The sequence below is a fragment of the Leisingera sp. F5 genome (assembly GCF_001593695.1).
Window position 1 is genome coordinate 46,147 of record NZ_LUKH01000001.1, and the last position, 19,723, is coordinate 65,869.

Below are 19,723 nucleotides of genomic sequence, written 5' to 3' on the forward strand. Positions count from 1 at the left end.
TTCCTGAATGCCCTTTTTTATATGGCTCCATCCGGGTTCCTCCGGCCTCTTCCGGTTACTGCAATATCAAGTGTCCCCTAACAAGCGGGACACTGTAGCGGGACATTTCGCGTGCAGTGCGGGACACTTCTCATTGCAAAACGCGGCAATCCGCCGCCCAAACCGTAAAAAAACGCGGGGCGGCGGATGGTTTTTAAGGGTACTTAAGGGGTCAGTTTAAGAATTGGCCACAACTGCGGACAGAAGCAGCTCTGCTCCCAAAGGCGCTAACGCCCGCCTCCAAAGCTGCAGAGCGGTTTCACCCGGGGGGATCTGCCCGGCCTCCTGCAGCAGCCGCCTGTGCGCTGTGACAACCGGTCTTCAGTCGATCTGCGGAGTGAGCCAGTAGGCCGACCTGCTGGTCATGCGCATTCCATCGGCCAGGCAATCCCGGATCGCATTCCGCCCTTTATGCTCCGGCAGCAGTGACGGGTGGTAGCCGATGGCGCCAAGCCGCGACCACTCAATGAACTAAGGGGGAACGATGCGGAAGGAATGCGCCGAAACGACCAGGTCTGGCCGCCAAGGCAGGTCAGCCGACAACAGAGGCAGGCGCCGGGGCTTTACTTTGCAAGGGATTTCCAGCCCTCGGCCGCAGCTTTGGCAAGACTATCTTCCGGTTCTGTGACCAGTGCGAGCGAATAGCCTTCGCCCGCAAGGCGGCGCAGCACCTCGGCCGCAAGCCAGGAACAGCCGATAACGGCCACGCGGAAGGGTTCCTTATTCAACATAGCGAAATCCCTGTATAGCCCGGAAATGACCGCCCAAGCGGCCTTTGACGCTGCCGGTGCTTTTGGAGGCGGCGCAGCCCAGAGCGGTAGAGACCTGCGGCCAAAGGGGCTGGGCGCGCAGAGCGGCTGCCAGACCGGGGTGTGACGTGTGAAAAAGTGAGGGCATGGGGCGGCCGTAACGGTTCACGCCGCGCCGCCAGAGTGCGCAGATCTCATTCAGGAACCGAAGGCCAAGGCCCGCCCCTTGTCATTCCGGCATGATCACCAGGCGGCAGGCACGGGCTTCAGCCAAACCCGGCCGGGGGCTGCAGGCCACATGTGCAACCGGCTTGCCGCCGACAAATCCGGTGTAATAGTCTGCCGCGACCATTCGGAGCATCTTCAAGTAGTGATGCGGCTCAAACAGGGCCAGTAGGAACTATCGGTCTTGTGAATGTCCATTGCGATCTGCGGCGGGTCGGTGAAGACGGGAAGCTGGCGCCAGTCGCAGAAGATCCCGAAATATCGGCCAGGTTCCAGCACCCGCCGCGCCGCGCTCATCCAGGTGAGGGTAAAGCGCAGGTTAGAGCGCTGGTCCACGGTTTCCCCGCAAAGTCTGGCAGTGTGCGTGCAGATTCGCTCTTGCCGGTGTATTTCTTCCAGGTCGGTTGAAGGATCGAGCGATTTAACCCGCCGGGTGAATAGGGCGGATCGGTAAACAGCCCTCCGACACTGGCCGTGCTGAGATTGTCCTGCAAGGTCAGGGCGTCGGCCTGGGTGATGGTAGATCTCCCGGCCTCCCGTTTCCGGGAAGTATTCTAGGTTTGACCGGGGACAGTCACGCTCCCAGCCTCCAGCCTTCTGCCAGATCCACCGCCGCCAGATCCTCAAGCGTGGCGGCTGCGGCGATCAGCGCATCCAGCCTGCGGCGGTTGGCGGTCATGGCGCCGTAGAACACCCGATACTCCGCCCGCTTCTGGATGATGGTCTGCGCCATTGCTGCGGCGGTTTCACCGGCCCCGGCCCGCAGGGCGTCGATCAGGGGGCTCACCCCCCGGCGGCGACGGCACGGGCGGCTTCAATCTGTTCCTGCCAGCTCTCGCGTTCCTCCCGCGGCTAGGCATCGGATATAGGCCGCATTGCCTCGCCATAGGCCTCCTGCACGCGCGGGTCCATTTCGGCCTTTTGCGCCTCCAGTTTCACCGCAATTTCTGACGCTGGCAAATCCCGGATGGTCCAGCCCCAGACCCAAGCGCCGATTTGATCTTCCGGCAGCGCCGCCCGCTCTGCGACTTGGTCCGCTGCAAGATCCGGCTGCGGCAAGCTGGTCACCGGATAACAGTAGGATGGCGGCTGAAGCGAGTAAATTCTGGAATGACTGAAGGGGCAGGAGAATTTTAAGGGAATGGTGCGATTGTTCGGCGAGCAGCCCATCCAGGCTTGAATGATTGAACCAAGGCGAGTGCGGCTGTCATTGGCAGCGGAACGTTCCAAAAATACCTCTGGGGGCTGAGGAACAAGGATGAGATAGTTTGGCCAGGTTGTGCTTCTTTCAGAGGCGCGTCTCCGCGCCGGTATTATCCGGTGAAACCGCTACGACAAGTGATTTTGTTCCGGCACTCAGTTCAGTCTTAAGAGCAGCAGAAGGCGTTAGAATGCAGCATTTTTTTAGTTCTCAAAGTCCCGCAATGACTTCCTTCCCGGCAGAACACGACAGTGAAACGAAGAACGTGCTTCCAGGAACCGTGCCGGTATTCGGCCGGCGGGAATCTTCGGAACGGAATGGTAATGGCTCTTCAGAACGGCGTCCCGCGGTAAGCCCAGCAGATAGGCTTTATGCGCAGGCGCTAGCGAATATCGTCTCACAAAATCCGGCCGGTGCCATCCCGTTACTGCAGCAAGCAATCAAGATCAGCCCACGGGAGGTCCGGCTTCTTATCAGTTTCGCGGAAGCGTTGCGAATGGCTGGCCTCAAGAGCGAAGCCTTTCAAATCCTGAACAAAGCGCTTCGGATGGAGCCGGCAAATACCAAATGCCATCTAGCAATAGCAAACTTTCTGATGATTGAGAAAAGGGAAGAGGACGCGCTTGAGTTTTATGAATTGGCCATTGGAGCGGGTGCAAACTGCGCAATGTCTTGGAGCAGATTGCTGTACCTGAAGCTGAAAAAGTGCGACTGGAGCGCTTTTGACGGTCTTGAAGCGAAACTGAAGGAAATAAACTGGGAAGACGGATGTCCGGATCCGTTCATCTTCCTGCCGCTGACCGACGATCCCGGATTCCAAAAACGGCGGTCTGCTCGAATGGCAAAGGCGCTGGAGGCTGTTCCAGGGGGGCAGCCATTGCCCCGGATCAGTTCCAGGAAAGCTGGAAAGATAAAGCTAGGATATTTCTCGAATGATTTCTTCGCTCATGCGACCATGTTTCTTATGGGCGGGATGTTCAAATTGCATGACCCGGACAGGTTCGAAATCTATGTGTACGATACTGGGTCCGGTGAATGCGACAACCAGCAGGAACGTGTCCGGCAGTCTGTGGCCAAGTACCGGGATGTTGCTAAGCTGCCTGACAGGAAGATTGCGGAACTTGCCCGGGAAGACGGAGTTGATATTGCCGTTGATTTGAAGGGTTACACCGCCGGGAGCCGATTAGGGGTATTTTGTTACCGGGCAGCTCCGGTTCAAGTTTCCTATTTGGGCTATCCAGGCACAACGGCGTTGCAGGAGATGGATTATCTAGTTGCTGACTATGTAACTGTCCCGAAGGGTATGAGGCAGAACTACAGTGAAAAAATCCTGTACATGCCCGGAACGTATCAAGTGAATGATGGCAGCAGGGTGCGCCCCGAACAGACGCCCAGCCGGAAACAGCTGGGCCTGCCAGACGACAAATTTGTCTTCTGTTCGTTCAACAACCCTTACAAAACGTCACCGAAGGTGTTCGAGATCTGGATTGGGCTGCTGAAGGAGGTTCCGGGCAGCGTTCTTTGGCTCCTGGAACCTTCGGAAGCGGGAAAAGAAACACTGATCCAAGAGGCCCAAAACCAAGGCATTATGGCCAGCCGGATCATCTTTGCAAAACGGGTGCCCCAAGCAGCGCATCTGTCCAGACTTCCACAGGCGGACCTGTTCCTCGACACGTTCAATTACAATGCACACACAACGGCGAGCGAAGCGCTGTGGAGCGGAGTCCCGGTGATTACCATGCCGGGGAAGCAGTTTTCGGCCCGTGTAGCAGCCAGTTTGCTGACCTGTGTTGGACTAGACGATCTGATCGCTGAAACACCGGAGCAATACCAGGCCCTTGCTCTCAGGATTGCACGCAAGCCAGAATACTTGGCCGAGATAAAGACGCGTTTGAGGGATGGCATCACAAATGGGCCGCTCTACAATACTGAGCTGTTCACCCGGAATTTTGAAGCACTGATGGAAAAAGCACTGGCCAGGTTTGATGCCGGACTCAAACCAGATCACATCAGCCTGGACTGATTGCAGCCGCAAAAAGATTAGAGCGCAGTCTGGCGAGACTGCGCTCCGTTAATTGTCGGTTTGTTTCGCGGCGGCGGTCACAGAAGCCGCACCTGGGTGCCGATCTGCACCATTTCAAACAGCTCCTCGGCGTGCTGATTGTACAGGCCGATGCAGCCGGAGGAGCTTTGCCGTCCGATCTTGCGGGTGTCGTGGGTTCCGTGCACCAGATAGGCCGGCCAATCCAGATACATCGCCCGGGTGCCCAGCGGGTTCCCGGGAACGCCGCCCTCGATCCGGACGGGCAGGGTGGGATCTCGTTCGCGCATGGAAGCGGTCGGAGTCCAGCTTGGGTTTTCGCGTTTGCGCACCACTTTGGTGTAGCCGCGTTTGGTCAGATCCTCGGTCATCGGCACAGAGGAGGGGAACAGCCGGTAGGTTTCTCCGTCCGCCCCCCAGTAATGCAGCGCGCGGGAGCTGATATCGGCCAGCAGGCAGCCGGCGCCGAGCGTGTCGAAATGATCCTGCCAGTCCTGCTGCGTGAAGGCGGACACATTGCGCTGCACCGGAATTTCTTCACGAATGGCCGGTTCGTCTTGCGGAAAGGCATCCGTCGATTGCGCCCGCAGGACGGCCGGAGCGGCCAATGAGGCGCCAAGGCCCATCAGGGTGGCGCGGCGGGTGATTTTGAGATTGGTCATTTTTCCTCAACCCTGCTGCTCGAAAACTCTGCAGCAACATAAGCAGGCAGACAGATTTTCATAGAGGCGGCATAGCGGAATTGCTGCGCCTCACAAGCTTGTGTTGAACGAACGGCGGAAGACCGCCGCCCGGAACACGGCCCCGGGGGGCGTCATGAAGCGTCAGGAGTACAGCGGCCGGGCCTGGGCAAAGGACAGCAGGCGCTTGCTGTCTTCGTCCCACAGGTGCAGACGCGCATTGGCCAGGCTTTCGCGGATGGTCATCCGGTTGCCTTCGGCCAGTTCCGCATGGTCGCGCAGAACCTCGGTCAGGCGGTAGAACGGGATGCGGCTGTAGAGGTGATGCACATGGTGGATGCCGATATTGGCGCTGATCCACTGCAGAACCGGCGGCAGAACATAGTGCGAGCTGCCATGCAGGGCGGCGTCATGCAGCTGCCAGTCTTCTTCCTGTTCCCACTGCGTGGTCTCAAATTGATGCTGCACATAGAACAGCCACATGCCTGCTGTTGCGGCGATCAGCGTTGCCGGCACAAAGATCAGCAGAAGCGGCATCAGCCCGCCGAAGTACCAGATAATGCCGACTGCTGCGAGGATCACGGCGTTGGTGCCCATCGCGCTGATCCAGTAGCGGGCCTGGTTCATCAGACCGTAGGGAATGCGGTTTTGCAGGAAGAACAGGTAGCCGGGGCCGAATCCGAACAGGGTCACAGGATGGCGGTAGATCCGGTACATCATCCGGTCCCAGCGTCCCAGCGCCCGGTATTCGGACACGGTCATCGTGTGGATGTCGCCCATGCCGCGCTTGCCCAGGTTGCCGTGGGTGCTGTGATGGATCGAATGAGTGCGGCGCCAAACGTCATACGGGGTGAGGGTCAGAACGCCGATGATGCGGCCGACCCAATCGCTGACATGGCGGTTGCGGAAGAAGGAACCGTGCCCGCAGTCATGCTGAATGGTGAACAGGCGCAACAGGAAAGCTGCGATCAGAATGGAGATCGCCAGCGTCAGCCAGTAGCTGACCGACAGCGACCACCAGGCCAGAGCCCAGAGCAGGAGAAAAGGGACAACCGTGATCGCAAGCTCAAACGCGCTGCGCCTGTGATCGGGTTCCCGGTACTGCGCGAGGACCTTCACCCAGTCGCGCGCCGTTTTCTCGGCCGCCTGCGGCCTGGTGGGGTCTGGGGAGTTGCTCATACGCCTGCCGTTTTATTTGTCTGATGCAGACCGGATAGACTACCAGTCGCGTGGGGCAAGTGAAATTCTGCCGCAGGCCTGCCAAAACAGGGTCAATTCTGCCTAAACCGCAAAATAGTGATCGATTGGCCCCGGATTTTCGAAGTCTGATCAAAAAAGGCCCCGGAGATCCGGGGCCTTTGAAATCGTGCAAACGGGATGCTTCAATCCATCGCTTTGAAGTTGAACTCGCCGCCTTCCTTGATGCCCGAGGGCCAGCGCGAGGTCACGGTCTTGGTGCGGGAGTAGAACTTGAAGCTGTCGGGGCCGTGCTGGTTCAGGTCGCCGAACATGGATTTCTTCCAGCCACCGAAGGTGTGATAGGCCAGCGGCACCGGAATCGGCACATTGATGCCGACCATGCCGATGTTGACGCGGCTGGCGAAGTCACGGGCAGTGTCGCCATCACGGGTAAAGATCGCGGTGCCGTTGCCGTACTCGTGATCCATCGCCAGTTTCAGCGCGTCTTCGTAGCTGTCTGCACGGACAGTGGACAGAACCGGGCCGAAGATTTCCTGCTTGTAGATGTCCATGTCGGGGGTGACATGGTCAAACAGATGCGCGCCGACAAAGAAACCGTCCTCGTAGCCCTGCAGTTTGAAGTCGCGGTTATCAACCACCAGCTTGGCGCCCTGATCGACGCCGGACTGGATCAGGCCCAGGATCCGTTCTTTGGACGCAGCAGTCACAACCGGGCCCAGATCCACGTCGTCGCCTGCGGTGTAGGGGCCGACCTTCAGCTTTTCGATACGCGGGATCAGCTTTTCGATCAGCTTGTCGGCGGTTTCCTCACCGACCGGCACGGCGACTGAAATCGCCATGCAGCGTTCGCCTGCCGCACCGAAGCCTGCACCGACCAGCGCGTCTGCTGCCTGGTCCAGATCGGCGTCGGGCATGATGATCATGTGGTTCTTGGCGCCGCCAAAACACTGGGCACGCTTGCCGTTGGCGGTAGCGCGGGAATAGATGTACTGCGCGATCGGGGTGGAGCCGACAAAGGACACGCCCTGAATGATCTCACTGTCCAGAATGGTGTCAACCGCTTCGCGGTCGCCGTTCACCACTTGGAACACGCCTGCGGGCAGGCCTGCCTCAACAAACAGTTCGGCCAGCATCAGCGGCACCGAGGGGTCGCGCTCAGAGGGCTTCAGCACCACGGCGTTGCCGCAGGCCAGGGCCGGGCCAACGTGCCACAGCGGCATCATGGCGGGGAAGTTGAACGGCATGATCGAGCCGACAACGCCCAGCGGCTGGCGCATGGAATACATGTCGATACCGGGGCCTGCGCTGTCGGTGAATTCACCTTTCAGCATCTGCGGCGCGCCGACGCAGTATTCAATCACTTCCAGACCACGCTGGATGTCGCCCTTGGCGTCCGGAATGGTCTTGCCGTGTTCGCGGCTCAGCGCCTCGGCCAGCTTGTCCATGTCGCGGTTCATCAGGCCGACCATGGCCATCATCACACGGGCGCGCTTCTGCGGGTTGGTTGCCCCCCAGGCGGGCTGCGCCGCCGCTGCCTTTTCAATGGCGTCAGTGGTTTCCGCAACGCTGGCCATCGGGCACAGGTACTGCACTTCGCCGGTTGCAGGGTTGAAGATATCGTCAAAACGGCCCGAAGTGCCGGAGACCAGTGCGCCGTTAATAAAGTGGCCGAGTTCTTTCATCGGATCCTCCTCTGTTCATCTTGCCTTAATCCTAGGCTTGCAAAAATCATCGGAAAAGAGGAAAGATTTCAAACAGGCTTTGCAGGAACGCAAAAGGTTAACGGAACGTTAGCCGCAAGACGGAGGACCCGGGCCAATGGATCCGCAGTGGGATGATATGAAAGTGTTTTTGGCGGTGGCACGGGAGGCAAGCCTGTCGGGTGCCGGCCGCATCCTCAAAATGGACCCCGCAACAGTTGGCCGGAGGGTTGCCCGGTTCGAGGCAGCTCTGGAAACCCCGCTGTTTGTGAAATCGCCGCAGGGCTATGCGCTCAGCGCTGCCGGCGACAGGCTGCTGGTGCATGCAGAAGCCGCTGAACAGGCAATGCGAGCCGGGACTGAAGCGCTGAGCGGCCCCAATGACACTATGTCCGGCCAGATCCGCATCGGGGCGCCGGACGGCAGCGCCAATTACATTCTTCCGCAGGTTTGCGCCCAGATCGCCGAAGAAAATCCGGATCTGGATATCCAGATCGTCGCCCTGCCGCGGGTGATCAACCTCAGCCGCCGAGAGGCCGACATGGCGGTGACCGTCAGCGCGCCGACAGCGGGCAAGCTTCTGGTGCAGAAGATCTGCGACTACCGGCTGCATCTGGTTGCCTCGCGCCATTACCTGAAGAGCCATCCGCCGATTACAGGGCTGGCGGATCTGAAGGGCCATAAGATGATCGGCTATATACCGGACATGATTTTCGACAAGGAACTGGACTATCTGAACGATATCGGTGTCGAACGGGTGGCGCTGGCGTCGAATTCCGTTTCGGTGCAGATCAAGATGGCGGCGCAGGGCACGGCGGTCTGCATTGCCCATGATTTCAGCCTGCCGGCCCACCGGATGCTGCGTAAGATCCTGACCGACAAAGTCAGCCTGACGCGCAGTTTCCATCTGGTGCGGCATCAGGGCGATCAGCGCAGCGAACGTTTGAACCGGTTTGCCCAGGCGTTGTCGAAAGGCATCCGCGACGAGGTGGCCCGGCTGGAAGCCTTGACTTAAAGCTGCGTTGCGGCACACTTAATTGAAACGCGCCAATATTATGGAGGTCTGCAGCATGCTTGTTCAAGAGATTTTGAAGTCCAAGGCCGGTTCCGGTGTGGTCACCGTCGCGCTGCATGCAAGCGTTGCCGAGGCTGCGAAAGTCATGTCCGAGAACCGATTTGGCACCGTAGTGGTTTCCGCTGACGGCGAATACCCGGACGGCATCCTTTCTGAACGAGATATTGTGCGGGAATTGGCCAAAGCGGGGTCCGGCTGCCTGGATCAGCCAGTCAGCGGCTATATGACGCGCGAGCTGGTCACCTGCACAAGCCAATCCAACGTCGGGGATATCCTGCAGCAGATGACCGATGGCCGGTTCCGTCACATGCCGGTGGTTGAGGATGGAAAACTCATTGGAATCATCACCCTTGGGGATGCAGTGAAGGCGCAGCTTGCCCAGGTCGCGATGGAAAAGGACGCCCTGCAAGACATGATCATGGGGCACTAAGCCGCAGGGGCGGAGTCCGTATTTCTGCCCTCTTGCAATGATGGCCGCAAACATGTTTGCGTGTGCAGAAATTCTGACAAGGCAGGAGGCCGCCCATGCGTGTGGGTCTGTATCCCGGCACCTTTGACCCGATCACCATCGGGCATATCGACATTATCCGCCGCGCCAGTGCGATGGTGGACAAGCTGGTCATAGGCGTGGCGATAAACCGCGACAAGGGGCCATTGTTCAACCTGGAAGAGCGGGTCGGAATGATCGAGGCGGAATGTGCCAAGCTCAGCACCGAGACCGGGACTGTAATTGTTGCGCACCCCTTCGAAAACCTGCTGATCGACTGCGCCCGCGACGTTGGCGCCCAGATCATCGTGCGCGGTCTGCGGGCGGTTGCCGATTTTGAATATGAGTTTCAGATGGTCGGCATGAACCGGGCCCTGGATAGCTCGATCGAGACCGTGTTTCTGATGGCAGAGGCGCGGCACCAGGCGATTGCCTCGAAACTGGTCAAGGAAATCGCCCGGCTTGATGGCGACGTATCGAAATTCGTGACTCCGCTTGTTAACGACAAACTGATGGAGCGTCTGGGCAAAACCGCCTGAGGTTCCATAAAGAACTGAACGTCAGCAAAGCCGGGCCCTGCGCCCGGCTTTGTGCTTTCGGCGGCGCGCTGCGCGCGCGGGCGGGGGCTGGCGCCCCCGCTGTTATTCAAGAAAGAGGTTTGGAACGCACAGGTGCAGCGGTTGCGGTGACGGATGTCAGCGCCAGAAGGCAACCCAATCGATCAGGGCAAACAGTTTCTTGCCCAGGAAGATCATGTGCTGATCGCCGAACATAGCGATGTCGATCACGGCGGCGGCAATCAGAAACACGCCGAGGGAAATGGCAATCCGGTTGGTCATCGGGGCTCCGCCGCAATAGAAAACGCCCGCCCAGATAACCTGAGCGGGCGTGAAATCTCAAGGGGTTAGGCTGAGATCAGCCCAGTATGCCTCAGCCCAGCTTGCCCATGGCTACGGCAACATCGGCCATACGGACCGAGAAGCCCCACTCGTTGTCGTACCAGGCCAGCACCCGCACCATGCGGCCATCCAGCACCCGGGTCTGATCCGGTGCAAAGATCGAGCTTTCGGGCGAGTGATTGAAGTCGACGGAGACCAGCGGCGCGGGCTCATAGCCCAGAACACCCTTCATCGGGCCTTCGGCGGCTTCCTTGACCGCAGCGTTGATCTGCTCGGCGGTCACGTCGCGGCCAGCGCGGAAGGTCAGGTCCACGGCAGAGACATTCGGGGTCGGCACGCGGATGGCGGAGCCGTCCAGGCGGCCTTTCAGGTTCGGCAGAACTTCACCAAGGGCCTTGGCGGCGCCGGTCGAGGTCGGGATCATCGACATGGCGGCGGCGCGGGCGCGGTACAGGTCGCTGTGGCGGCGGTCCAGGGTCGGCTGGTCGCCGGTGTAGGCGTGGATCGTGGTCATGATGCCGTGCTCGATGCCGAATGCCTCGTCCAGCACCTTGGCCAGCGGCGCCAGGCAGTTGGTGGTGCAGGAGCCGTTGGAGATCATGGTATCCGCAGCGGTCAGCTGGTCGTCGTTGACACCGAACACGATGGTTTTGTCGACGTTCTTGCCGGGGGCGGACAGCAGCACTTTCTTGGCGCCGCGCTCCAGGTGTGCCTTGGCTTTCTCACCGTCGTTGAACTTGCCGGTGCATTCCAGAACCACGTCGCAGCCTGACCAGTCCAGCTCAGCCATGTCGTAGGTCGAGAACATCTGCATGTCGCCGCGGCCCAGGTTCATGGTGCCGTCGCCGATGGTGACCTCGCCCGGGAAGCGGCCATGCACAGAGTCGTATTTGATCAGGTGTGCCGCAGTGTCCAGCGGGCCGGTGGCGTTCACCTTGATCACTTCGATGTCGTCGCGGCCCGAAGCGGCGATATGCGACAGGGTGCAGCGGCCAATGCGGCCAAAACCGTTGATCCCGACTTTGATGGTCATGAGTTACGTCTCCAAGCGAGCAAAAACCTTTGACCGCCATATAGACCGGGGCTGATGTGGTCTAAAGAGGTAAAAGCGGCATTAAATGAAACTGTTAGCGCAAAATGCGGCTGGTGGCGGTAACGGTTTTGCCCGGTGGCGTTAACGGAAATCTGCCGGGCGCGGGCGGTGGCGCTAACGCTTGTGCTGCGGCGCGGAAGCGGGCAGATTGCGCATCAAACGCGGACAGGATTTGAGGGATTTGGCATGAGCGGATTGCTGGCGCTGCTGGATGACGTGGCGGGGATTGCCAAGGTGGCGGCGGCCTCGGTTGATGATGTGGCGGCGGCGGCGGGCAAGGCCGGGGCCAAGACTGCCGGTGTGATCATTGACGATGCGGCGGTGACGCCCAAATACCTGCAGGGCTTTGCGCCCGCCCGCGAGCTGCCGATCATCTGGCGCATCACCCGCGGCTCGCTGTTCAACAAGCTGATCCTGCTGATGCCGGTCGCCATGCTGCTGGCCAATTTTGCGCCGTGGGCCATCACGCCTTTGCTGATGCTGGGCGGGAGTTATTTGTGCTTTGAGGGCGCCGAGAAGATCTTTCACGTGCTGTTTCCGCACGTCAGCCACGCAATTGACGAGGATATGAGCATCAAGGATCCGGGCCATCTGGAGGAACAGAAAATCAAGGGTGCGATCAAGACCGATTTCATCCTGTCGGCAGAGATCATGACCATCGCACTGGCCGCCATCGAGGCGCCGAACGTGTGGATGCAGGCGGCAACTTTGGCGGTGGTGGCCGTTGGGGTGACGCTGGCGGTTTACGGTTCGGTCGCGCTGATCGTGAAGATGGATGATGTCGGGCTGTATCTGACCAAGAACGCGCCGACGCCCGTTGGCCGCGGACTAGGGCGCGGGCTGGTCAAGTTCATGCCGGTGCTGATGAAGATCCTGTCGGTGGTCGGCACCGCCGCGATGCTGTGGGTCGGCGGCTCCATCATCATCCACGGGCTGGAGGTGCTGGGCTTTGTCTGGCTGGGGCACCACATCCATGACTGGGCCTATGCTGTCGGCCACGCGGTGCCTGAGGGCTGGACCGGATTTGCCGAATGGACCACCAAGGCGGCGATGGACGGGGTGTTTGGTGTGGCGCTGGGTCTGCTGCTGATCCCGCTGGCGACCAAGGTGATCGGGCCGGTTTTGGGAATGTTTGGAGGCGAGAAAGCAGGTCATTGAAACCGTCGAGGTTTCGCGAGGCGAATGTCTGCAGTGACCCCAAAGAGTCAAAAGATGCTGGTAGATTTTTCTTATGAAAAGGGCATGCATTAAATAATGCGCCGATTAGATTTTCTTTACACATCAACGGCCGGTACCGTAATAGCTATTATCGTTTTGGGAGTTTACCAACTTACACGAACTGGACTTCCGTCAGCAGACGTCATTGCAGCCACGCAAGCAGCTCATCCAATAATAAACGTCTCGGATTTCGCCCCAGGAGACGTCGAGGTTTTGATTCTTAACGATATTTTTGTTCTAGTCTGGCGCCGCAACGAAGCTGATAAGCGCTTAGCCGCGAGCCAGAACGATCCTTCAGAATGGAAACAAAAACATACAACAATCTACGGACAGCCCGGCCCTGTGTTCGCGGACGACGATAGCTTAACGATAGATGGTGAGTGGTTCATTGCCTTAGCAAGGCCAAGATCAGGGAGGAGAGTCGGAGCTGTCTCAATGAGCCGTGCAGGTGACTTTGGCGGTTTTTTTGAAAATCATTATAGCGCCCACTTTGACTTATCTGGGCGCTTCAGAAGAGGTTATGGATTTGACAATATGGTCGTTGTTTCAGGCGAACTGACTGAAGATCAAAGCGGAATACGACTTGATTTGAGTGGTGTTCCCAAACCTCCCAAGTAGCGATTTTCCGATCCAGTTGAAAATATCCAGTCGGCAAGCCGGAGCTTCACAAAAAACGGGCACCCAATAGGGTGCCCGTTTCTGATTTAGTAGTCTCTGGACTTAGCCCAGCAGCTCTTTGACCTTGGCTACCGTGCCCTCAGCCGTAATGCCGAAACGCTCGAACAGTTCGCCGGCCGGTGCAGACGCGCCGAAGCGGTCCATGCCGACGAAACCCGCCTTCTTCTCCTGGCCGCGTTCGCCCAGCAGCCAGCGGTCCCAGCCGCCGGCGCGCATCGCGGCCTCGATGCCGACGCGCACCGGGCCTGCGGGCAGGACCTTGCGGCGGTAGGCTTCGTCCTGCTGTGCAAACAGCTCCATGCAGGGCATGGAGACGACGCGGGTGCCGATGCCCTCGGCCTCCAGCTTGGCCTTGGCATCCATCGCGACAGAGACCTCGGAGCCGGTGGCGATCAGGATCACCTGGCGCTTGTTCTCGGCCTCGGCCAGCACATAGGCGCCTTTTTCAACCATGTTGGTCAGCTTGTGCTCGGTCCGCACGGTCGGCAGGTTCTGACGAGTCAGGGTCATCACCGACGGCGTGTCCTTGGTGGTCAGGGCAATTTCCCAGGCCTCGGCGGTTTCCACAGTGTCGGCAGGGCGGAACACATAGGTGTTCGGGGTCGCGCGGCAAATCGCCAGGTGTTCGACCGGCTGGTGGGTCGGGCCGTCTTCGCCGACGCCGATCGAGTCGTGGGTCATCACAAACACGGTCGGGATTTTCGACAGGGCGGCCAGGCGCATCGCCGGGCGGGCATAGTCGGTGAAACAGAAGAAGGTGCCGCCGTAAGCGCGCACGCCGCCGTGCAGCACCATGCCGTTCATCGCGGCAGCCATGCCGTGCTCGCGGATGCCCCAGTAGACATAGCGGCCCTTGCGGTTGTCGGTGTCAAAGGTGCCCAGATCGCCGGTCTTGGTGTTGTTGGACCCGGTGAGGTCAGCCGAGCCGCCCACGGTTTCCGGCATCAGGGGGTTGATGACGGCCAGCGCCATTTCCGAGGACTTGCGGGTCGCGACCTTGGGCTGCTCCTCGCTCACCTGTTTTTTCAGCGCCTTGATGGCAGCCGACAGTTTTTTCGGCGCGTCCAGGCTGTAGGCGCGGTTGAAACGGTCCTGCTTTTGCAACGACAATTCGGCAAAGCGGGCTTCCCAGGCTTCACGCTCGGACTTGCCGCGCGCACCGATCTCCTCCCACTGGGATTTGATGTCCGCCGGCACCTCAAAGGCGCCGCCGGTCCAGCCATAGGCGTCTTTGGCCGCCTGCAGCTGGTCTGCGTCGGTCAGCGCGCCGTGGCCCTTGGAAGTGTCCTGCGCGGCGTGGCCCAATGCGATGTGGGTCTTGCAGGCGATCATCGACGGTTTCTTGGACTTCTTGGCGGCTTCGATGGCCTCGTCGATGGCCTTGGGGTCGTGGCCGTCGATTTCCAGCACCTGCCAGCCCGACGCCTTGAAGCGCTGCACCTGGTTGGTGCGGTCCGAAAGCTCAACGGTACCGTCGATGGTGATGTTGTTGTTGTCCCAGAACACGATCAGCTTGCCCAGCTGGTGGCGGCCGGCAAGGCCGATGGCCTCTTGGCTGATGCCTTCCATCAGGCAGCCGTCGCCAGCGATCACATAGGTGTGGTGATCCACGACCTTACGCCCGTAGTGGGCGCGCTGCATTTCTTCGGCCATGGCAAAGCCGACGGCGTTCGAGATGCCCTGACCCAGCGGGCCGGTGGTGGTTTCAACCGCATCCAGCAGGAAGTTTTCCGGATGGCCCGCAGTCAGCGCGCCGGTCTGGCGGAAGTTCTTGATCTGATCCAGGGTGACCTGTTTGTCGCCCACAAGGTACAGCAGCGAATAGATCAGCATCGAGCCGTGGCCCGCCGACAGGATGAAGCGGTCACGGTCCGGCCAGGCCGGGTTGGATGCATCGAATTTGAGGTGCTTTTCAAACAGCACGGTGGCCACATCGGCCATGCCGATCGGCATACCGGTGTGGCCGGAATTGGCGGCGGCAACCGCGTCCAGAGCCAGCGCGCGGATGGCGGCGGCCTTGTTCCAATGGTCGGGATTGGCGGTGCGCAGGGCTGTCAGGTCCACTTGGATCGTCCTTTGGCGTTAACAGGCAATTGCTGCGCTCAATAACAGCGATGCCGCAAAGATCAAGCATGGTTGCGCCTATGTCTGCTATGTTGCGCGAAGTTGGCGCGGCAAGTGGTTGAAAGACAAGGGGGGGTGTTTTATCCCTGAAAGGGAAGAACTGGCCCATGTCGGCGGCAGATGCGCGATTCGCGCGGGCGCCGGAATGAATATGGCACTGATGTGGACGGGTGAGGGACAGGCATGAACCAGATTGAAGAATTGCAAGGCCGCATTCAGGCCGCGCTTGAGCGTATCGGCGCCGGCTCGGTTGCCCTGCAGGACGCGCGCGAAGCGGATAAGGTCAAGGCTGCAGAAGCTGCTGCAGAGGCTGCCAAAGCAGCGGAGGCGGCGGCAGCTGGCGCGGCAACAGCAGAGATTGAGCAGGCGCTGGAAGAAGAAAAGCTTGCCAATGCCCAGCTTGAAGAGCGGCTGAAGGTGTTGCGCACGCGTCTGCTGGAGGCCGAAAACCAGGCTCCCGCCGCAAATGAAGATGTGGCAGCGATGGAAGCCGAGCTGCAGCTGTTGCGCAACGAAGCCGGGGATCCGGCGGAAAAAGAAGCCCTGCGCGGCGAAGTTGCGCGTCTCAAAGGCGAGCTGGAGGCAGCAGCAAATACCGCCGCCAGCGACAAGGAAGCGTTGGAAGACCAACTGTCTGAAGCCCAGGCTGCCAATGACAGCCTGAAGGCCCAGCTGGAGGAAGCCTCGGCTTCTGCGGCAGCGCCAGCGGAAGCAGCCCCCGCCCAGGACATGAGCGCAGAGATCGAACACCAGAATGAAACCCTGCTGCGGCTTGATACCGAACTGCAGCAATTGCGCCAGGCCAATGAGGAGCTGCGTGCCTCCAACACCGCGCTGCGCGACGCAAATGCCCAAGGTCTGGGCGATGCCGGGCTGATCAACACGGCCATGGAAGCCGAGATCGAGGGATTGCGCGCAGCGCAAGCCAGTGACCAGGCCCAGGTCAACGCGGTGCTGGCCAAGCTGGAACCGCTGCTGGCCAATGCCCGCAACCTGCCGGAAGGGGAGGAAGTCTGATGCCCGAAGTGACCATAATGATCGGCGGCCGCGGCTTTGAGGTGTCCTGCCAGGAGGGGGAGGAAAGCTATCTGCATTCCGCTGCCAAGATGCTGGACGACGAGGCGCAGGTGCTGTCGGACCAGATCGGCCGGATGCCCGAGGCCCGGATGCTGCTGATGGCCGGGCTGATGCTGGCTGACAAAACCGCGGCGGTCGAGGACCGGATCAAGGAAGTCGAGGCCGTTCTGGCTGAGCGTGATCAGGAGCTGGCGGATCTGCGGGCCATGCCTGCGCCGGAACCTGAACGGATCGAAGTCCCGATCGTGCCGCCGCAAGTCACTGAGAGCCTGGCCGAACTGGCCGCCCGGACCGAGGCGCTGGCCCAGGAAATCGAAGAAAAAGCCCAGCCGGCAGGTTGAGAATGGCCGGCGCCCGCGCAGGGCGGAAGAAAGCGGCAAAATATTGTTCGGTTTCCGGCCTTTGCCGGACCCGCCGGAAACACTGTTTTTCATGCAATCATGCCGCCCGGCGGTCGTCCGCGGCGGCCGTCTGCGATAGTTTCACCGCCAGGGAAGAAGTCCTGAAGCAGTGGAGCAGCACAGAATGTACGAAGCATTGATCCTGGGAGTCTTGTTGCTGGCCGGCGCCTCGGCAAGTGCTTATGACTTCGACTTGCCGCTGCCGGAAGAGGAGCTGCCGGACACCGAGCCGACGGAACATTCAGACCGCCTGCAGCTTGGCGAGGAGGCCGACAGCATTGATGCCGGCAGCGGCAATGATCAGGTGCGCGCCGGCGGCGGCGATGACACGGTTTCCGGCGGCCTGGGGCTGGACATCCTGCAAGGCGAGGGCGGCTCAGATCAGCTGTCTGGCGGTGAATTCCACGACATTCTGCTGGGCGGCGCGGGCGCGGATGTGCTGGACGGCGACGGCGGCAAGGATATCCTCTTCGGCGGCACCGGCGACGACACGCTGATAGGCGGGGACTGGGATGATGTTCTGGCAGGCGGCGAGGGCTCGGACGACTTGTCCGGCGGCCGCGGCAACGACAATCTCTTTGGCGTCAGTGTTGACCCGGAACCGGATGCCGGGACCCTGAAATCCTTGCGCGACGGCACCGAGCAGGCGGAGAATATTTTTGCCCTGTCGGCAGATGACGAAGCAGACACTTTGGACGGCGGCGAGGGCAATGATTTCCTGGCCTTGGGGGCTGGGGATACTGCCACTGGCGGCAGCGGCAAGGACGTGTTCGAGCTGCACCATGATCCCGATGCAACCGGCATTATCACAATCGAGGATTTTGAGGCCGGAACAGATGCTGTTCAGGTTGCAGGCGGGAATTCCGGCGGTTTCAGCGTTCAGCATGAGGAAGACAGCGGCGACGCACTTGTCTTGAAGGATGGAAAGCTGATTGCAAGGCTGTTGGAGGCCGGGGACAGTTTTGCTTTGGAAAACCTGGGCTTTTCGGGCAGTGCATCCGCAAATGCGGGGTGACCCAGTCTGAAACACCACCTGTTTCGTGCAAGCAATTGCGGGCCTGAAGTTCATTGTTGCTTTTTAGAGAACAAATCGTTTGCGGCAAGTTTTAGGCAAAATAACAACAAAATCTGGACCAATTTGAAGAATTCCCGTAGCTGAGTTGTGATGTATTTCAGCTTTCTACCTTTGGGGGATTAAATGATTGGCGCACTTGTTCTGAGCACATTGGCAGTTGCCGGCCTGGCAATCAGCTTTGATGACGGCGATGATAACGCGCCCGAGCCTGATCCCATTGATGAAAACCCTGAACCTGTACTGCCGGGGACCCTGCCTACGGACGGGCCGGATGATCTGATCCTGGGCGATGAAGACGATGTTCTGGACGCAGGAACCGGGGCCGACCGGGTGCAATCCGGCGGCGGCAATGATCAGATCTCTGGCGGCGAGGGCAAAGACACCATCCTTGCAGGCGACGGCAGCGACACCGTGTCCGGCGGTGCGTTTCATGATCTGATTTACGGTGGCAACGGCAATGACCTCCTGTCCGGCGACGGCGGCCTCGACACGATTTTCGGTGAAGGCGGTAACGATACGCTGGACGGCGGCGACTGGAACGACTCGCTGGTTGGCGGCCTGGGCTATGACAGCCTGACAGGCGGCATCGGAAACGACGTGCTGATTGCCGGCGCCGGAAAAGACGTGGCCTATGGCGGCGAAGGCAATGACACTATCTCCGGCGGCGAGTTTCACGACATCGCCTATGGCGGCGCCGGAAACGACTCACTGGCAGGCGATGGCGGCATTGACGTTCTGTTCGGGGAAGACGGGGACGATACGCTGGACGGCGGTGCCTGGGATGACGACCTGATCGGCGGCAATGGCGCGGATGTTTTGAACGGCGGCGCCGGCAATGATGCCCTGAGCGGCGTGAACCTGACGCGGGATCTGACGCCGGAAGAGATTGCCAGCCTGCGCGACCAGGAGGAAGGCTCAACGCTTGAGGGCGTCGGCTTCTCCACGGCGGATGACGGCGCCGATATGCTGGATGGCGGCGCGGGCAATGACTTCCTGCTGATGGGGGCCGGCGATACCGGAACCGGCGGCGAGGGTCAGGATGACTTCAGCCTGTACATGTCGCAGGACGCAACCGGTGTCATTACCATCACCGACTACACAGCCGGCGAAGACGTGGTTCAGCTGGTTTTTGACAATGGCAGCGAAACCGTGAATGCTGACGACTACAGCGTTGAAAACGATGCAGAAACCGGCGATGCGCTGATCCTGCAGCAGGGCGAGGTTGTGGCCCGGTTGCTGGGGGCGGGCGAAACCTTTACCACCGACGATCTGGTGCTGATCGACGCGGCCTGACCGCCGCAGCAACAAACCGAAAAAGGCCTGCCGCAAGAAATTGCGGCAGGCCTTTTTTTATCAAATCAGGCTTGGCTATTACGCCTTTGCCGACTTAACCGTTGGCTTCGCGGATCTTGTCGGCAGCATCCTTGTCAAAGGTAATGCCGTTCTGATCAAACATGCCATCCAGCTCGCCTGACAGGGTCATCTCGGTGATGATGTCGCAGCCGCCGACGAATTCGCCCTTGATGTAAAGCTGCGGGATCGTCGGCCAGTCGGAGTATTCCTTGATGCCGGAACGGATGTCTTCGTCCGCCAGCACGTTCACATCGGTGTAGTCCACGCCGATGTAGTTCAGAACGCCTGCCACACGCGAGGAGAAGCCGCATTGGGGCATTTCCTTGGTGCCTTTCATGAAGAGCACCACGTCGCTGGCTTTGACGGTTTCGTCGATGCGGGATTTTACGTCGGTCATTGGTTTATGTC

General features: G+C 59.9%; 23 protein-coding genes. 10 read left to right on the forward strand and 13 right to left on the reverse strand.

Annotated features, from left to right (window positions below; all coding sequences use genetic code 11):
* Window positions 1–360: 360 nt before the first annotated feature.
* The 6 genes from A2I95_RS42485 to A2I95_RS00205 all read right to left on the reverse strand — a co-directional run bounded on the left by A2I95_RS42485 (window position 361) and on the right by A2I95_RS00205 (window position 2,072).
* Window positions 361–507 carry a formyltransferase family protein gene (locus tag A2I95_RS42485; protein WP_367150531.1) on the reverse strand — a complete coding sequence of 49 codons (147 nt, stop codon included), beginning with the start codon at window positions 505–507 and terminating at the stop codon, window positions 361–363.
* A gap of 95 nt (window positions 508–602) precedes the next feature.
* Window positions 603–770, reverse strand: a complete 168-nt coding sequence (locus A2I95_RS00185) for a hypothetical protein (RefSeq protein ID WP_291726522.1) — start codon at window positions 768–770, stop codon at window positions 603–605.
* Between the two features lie 247 nt (window positions 771–1,017).
* A complete protein-coding gene (locus tag A2I95_RS00190; RefSeq protein WP_291726524.1) occupies window positions 1,018–1,140 on the reverse strand; it encodes a hypothetical protein in 123 nt (40 codons plus the stop codon).
* An 11-nt stretch (window positions 1,141–1,151) separates the two neighbouring features.
* The gene (locus A2I95_RS00195) at window positions 1,152–1,349 is read right to left on the reverse strand and encodes a hypothetical protein (RefSeq protein WP_291726526.1); all 198 of its coding nucleotides are present in this window, start codon (window positions 1,347–1,349) and stop codon (window positions 1,152–1,154) included.
* Between the two features lie 238 nt (window positions 1,350–1,587).
* Window positions 1,588–1,800, reverse strand: a complete 213-nt coding sequence (locus tag A2I95_RS00200) for a hypothetical protein (RefSeq protein ID WP_291726528.1) — start codon at window positions 1,798–1,800, stop codon at window positions 1,588–1,590.
* 65 nt (window positions 1,801–1,865) lie between these two features.
* Complete coding sequence (locus tag A2I95_RS00205) at window positions 1,866–2,072, reverse strand: hypothetical protein (RefSeq protein ID WP_291726530.1); 207 nt, start codon at window positions 2,070–2,072, stop codon at window positions 1,866–1,868.
* Window positions 2,073–2,404: 332 nt separating this feature from the next.
* Between A2I95_RS00205 and A2I95_RS00210 the strand changes: the two genes are divergently transcribed.
* Window positions 2,405–4,237: a UDP-N-acetylglucosamine-peptide N-acetylglucosaminyltransferase gene (locus A2I95_RS00210; protein ID WP_291726532.1), complete on the forward strand. Its 1,833-nt coding sequence runs from the start codon at window positions 2,405–2,407 to the stop codon at window positions 4,235–4,237.
* Between the two features lie 77 nt (window positions 4,238–4,314).
* Here the strand turns inward: A2I95_RS00210 and A2I95_RS00215 are convergent, their stop codons facing one another.
* The 3 genes from A2I95_RS00215 to A2I95_RS00225 form a co-directional block, all read right to left on the reverse strand.
* Window positions 4,315–4,917 carry a L,D-transpeptidase gene (locus A2I95_RS00215; RefSeq protein ID WP_291726533.1) on the reverse strand — a complete coding sequence of 201 codons (603 nt, stop codon included), beginning with the start codon at window positions 4,915–4,917 and terminating at the stop codon, window positions 4,315–4,317.
* A gap of 162 nt (window positions 4,918–5,079) precedes the next feature.
* Window positions 5,080–6,114, reverse strand: coding sequence for a fatty acid desaturase (locus A2I95_RS00220; protein ID WP_291726535.1), 1,035 nt, complete (start codon window positions 6,112–6,114; stop codon window positions 5,080–5,082).
* A 203-nt stretch (window positions 6,115–6,317) separates the two neighbouring features.
* Window positions 6,318–7,817, reverse strand: coding sequence for a CoA-acylating methylmalonate-semialdehyde dehydrogenase (locus A2I95_RS00225; protein ID WP_291726538.1), 1,500 nt, complete (start codon window positions 7,815–7,817; stop codon window positions 6,318–6,320).
* A 136-nt stretch (window positions 7,818–7,953) separates the two neighbouring features.
* Between A2I95_RS00225 and A2I95_RS00230 the strand changes: the two genes are divergently transcribed.
* The 3 genes from A2I95_RS00230 to coaD all read left to right on the forward strand — a co-directional run bounded on the left by A2I95_RS00230 (window position 7,954) and on the right by coaD (window position 9,936).
* Window positions 7,954–8,850: a LysR family transcriptional regulator gene (locus A2I95_RS00230; protein ID WP_291726540.1), complete on the forward strand. Its 897-nt coding sequence runs from the start codon at window positions 7,954–7,956 to the stop codon at window positions 8,848–8,850.
* A 55-nt stretch (window positions 8,851–8,905) separates the two neighbouring features.
* A complete protein-coding gene (locus A2I95_RS00235; protein ID WP_027259051.1) occupies window positions 8,906–9,340 on the forward strand; it encodes a CBS domain-containing protein in 435 nt (144 codons plus the stop codon).
* A gap of 95 nt (window positions 9,341–9,435) precedes the next feature.
* Window positions 9,436–9,936 carry a pantetheine-phosphate adenylyltransferase gene (gene coaD, locus A2I95_RS00240; protein WP_291726544.1) on the forward strand — a complete coding sequence of 167 codons (501 nt, stop codon included), beginning with the start codon at window positions 9,436–9,438 and terminating at the stop codon, window positions 9,934–9,936.
* 156 nt (window positions 9,937–10,092) lie between these two features.
* Here coaD and A2I95_RS00245 read toward each other — a convergent pair whose 3' ends face one another.
* Both A2I95_RS00245 and gap read right to left on the reverse strand, forming a co-directional pair.
* Entirely contained in the window at window positions 10,093–10,236 is a 144-nt protein-coding gene (locus tag A2I95_RS00245) for a hypothetical protein (RefSeq protein ID WP_027259049.1), read from the reverse strand.
* Window positions 10,237–10,327: 91 nt separating this feature from the next.
* Entirely contained in the window at window positions 10,328–11,329 is a 1,002-nt protein-coding gene (gene gap / locus A2I95_RS00250) for a type I glyceraldehyde-3-phosphate dehydrogenase (protein ID WP_291726546.1), read from the reverse strand.
* A 246-nt stretch (window positions 11,330–11,575) separates the two neighbouring features.
* Here gap and A2I95_RS00255 point away from each other — a divergent pair, with 246 nt between their 5' ends.
* Window positions 11,576–12,547: a DUF808 domain-containing protein gene (locus A2I95_RS00255; protein WP_291726549.1), complete on the forward strand. Its 972-nt coding sequence runs from the start codon at window positions 11,576–11,578 to the stop codon at window positions 12,545–12,547.
* A gap of 96 nt (window positions 12,548–12,643) precedes the next feature.
* Complete coding sequence (locus A2I95_RS00260; protein ID WP_291726551.1) at window positions 12,644–13,225, forward strand: hypothetical protein; 582 nt, start codon at window positions 12,644–12,646, stop codon at window positions 13,223–13,225.
* A gap of 102 nt (window positions 13,226–13,327) precedes the next feature.
* Here the strand turns inward: A2I95_RS00260 and tkt are convergent, their stop codons facing one another.
* Window positions 13,328–15,349 carry a transketolase gene (tkt, locus tag A2I95_RS00265; RefSeq protein WP_291726553.1) on the reverse strand — a complete coding sequence of 674 codons (2,022 nt, stop codon included), beginning with the start codon at window positions 15,347–15,349 and terminating at the stop codon, window positions 13,328–13,330.
* 243 nt (window positions 15,350–15,592) lie between these two features.
* Here tkt and A2I95_RS00270 point away from each other — a divergent pair, with 243 nt between their 5' ends.
* The 4 genes from A2I95_RS00270 (at window position 15,593) to A2I95_RS00285 (ending at window position 19,255) form a co-directional block, all read left to right on the forward strand.
* Window positions 15,593–16,426 carry a colicin transporter gene (locus tag A2I95_RS00270; RefSeq protein WP_291726555.1) on the forward strand — a complete coding sequence of 278 codons (834 nt, stop codon included), beginning with the start codon at window positions 15,593–15,595 and terminating at the stop codon, window positions 16,424–16,426.
* Window positions 16,426–16,827: a cell division protein ZapA gene (locus A2I95_RS00275; protein WP_027259042.1), complete on the forward strand. Its 402-nt coding sequence runs from the start codon at window positions 16,426–16,428 to the stop codon at window positions 16,825–16,827. The genes A2I95_RS00270 and A2I95_RS00275 overlap by 1 nt, the downstream gene beginning before the upstream one ends.
* A gap of 184 nt (window positions 16,828–17,011) precedes the next feature.
* Entirely contained in the window at window positions 17,012–17,902 is an 891-nt protein-coding gene (locus A2I95_RS00280) for a calcium-binding protein (protein ID WP_291726558.1), read from the forward strand.
* 183 nt (window positions 17,903–18,085) lie between these two features.
* A complete protein-coding gene (locus tag A2I95_RS00285) occupies window positions 18,086–19,255 on the forward strand; it encodes a calcium-binding protein (protein WP_291726560.1) in 1,170 nt (389 codons plus the stop codon).
* A 94-nt stretch (window positions 19,256–19,349) separates the two neighbouring features.
* Here the strand turns inward: A2I95_RS00285 and grxD are convergent, their stop codons facing one another.
* A complete protein-coding gene (gene grxD, locus A2I95_RS00290; protein ID WP_291726562.1) occupies window positions 19,350–19,712 on the reverse strand; it encodes a Grx4 family monothiol glutaredoxin in 363 nt (120 codons plus the stop codon).
* Between the last annotated feature and the right edge of the window lie 11 nt (window positions 19,713–19,723).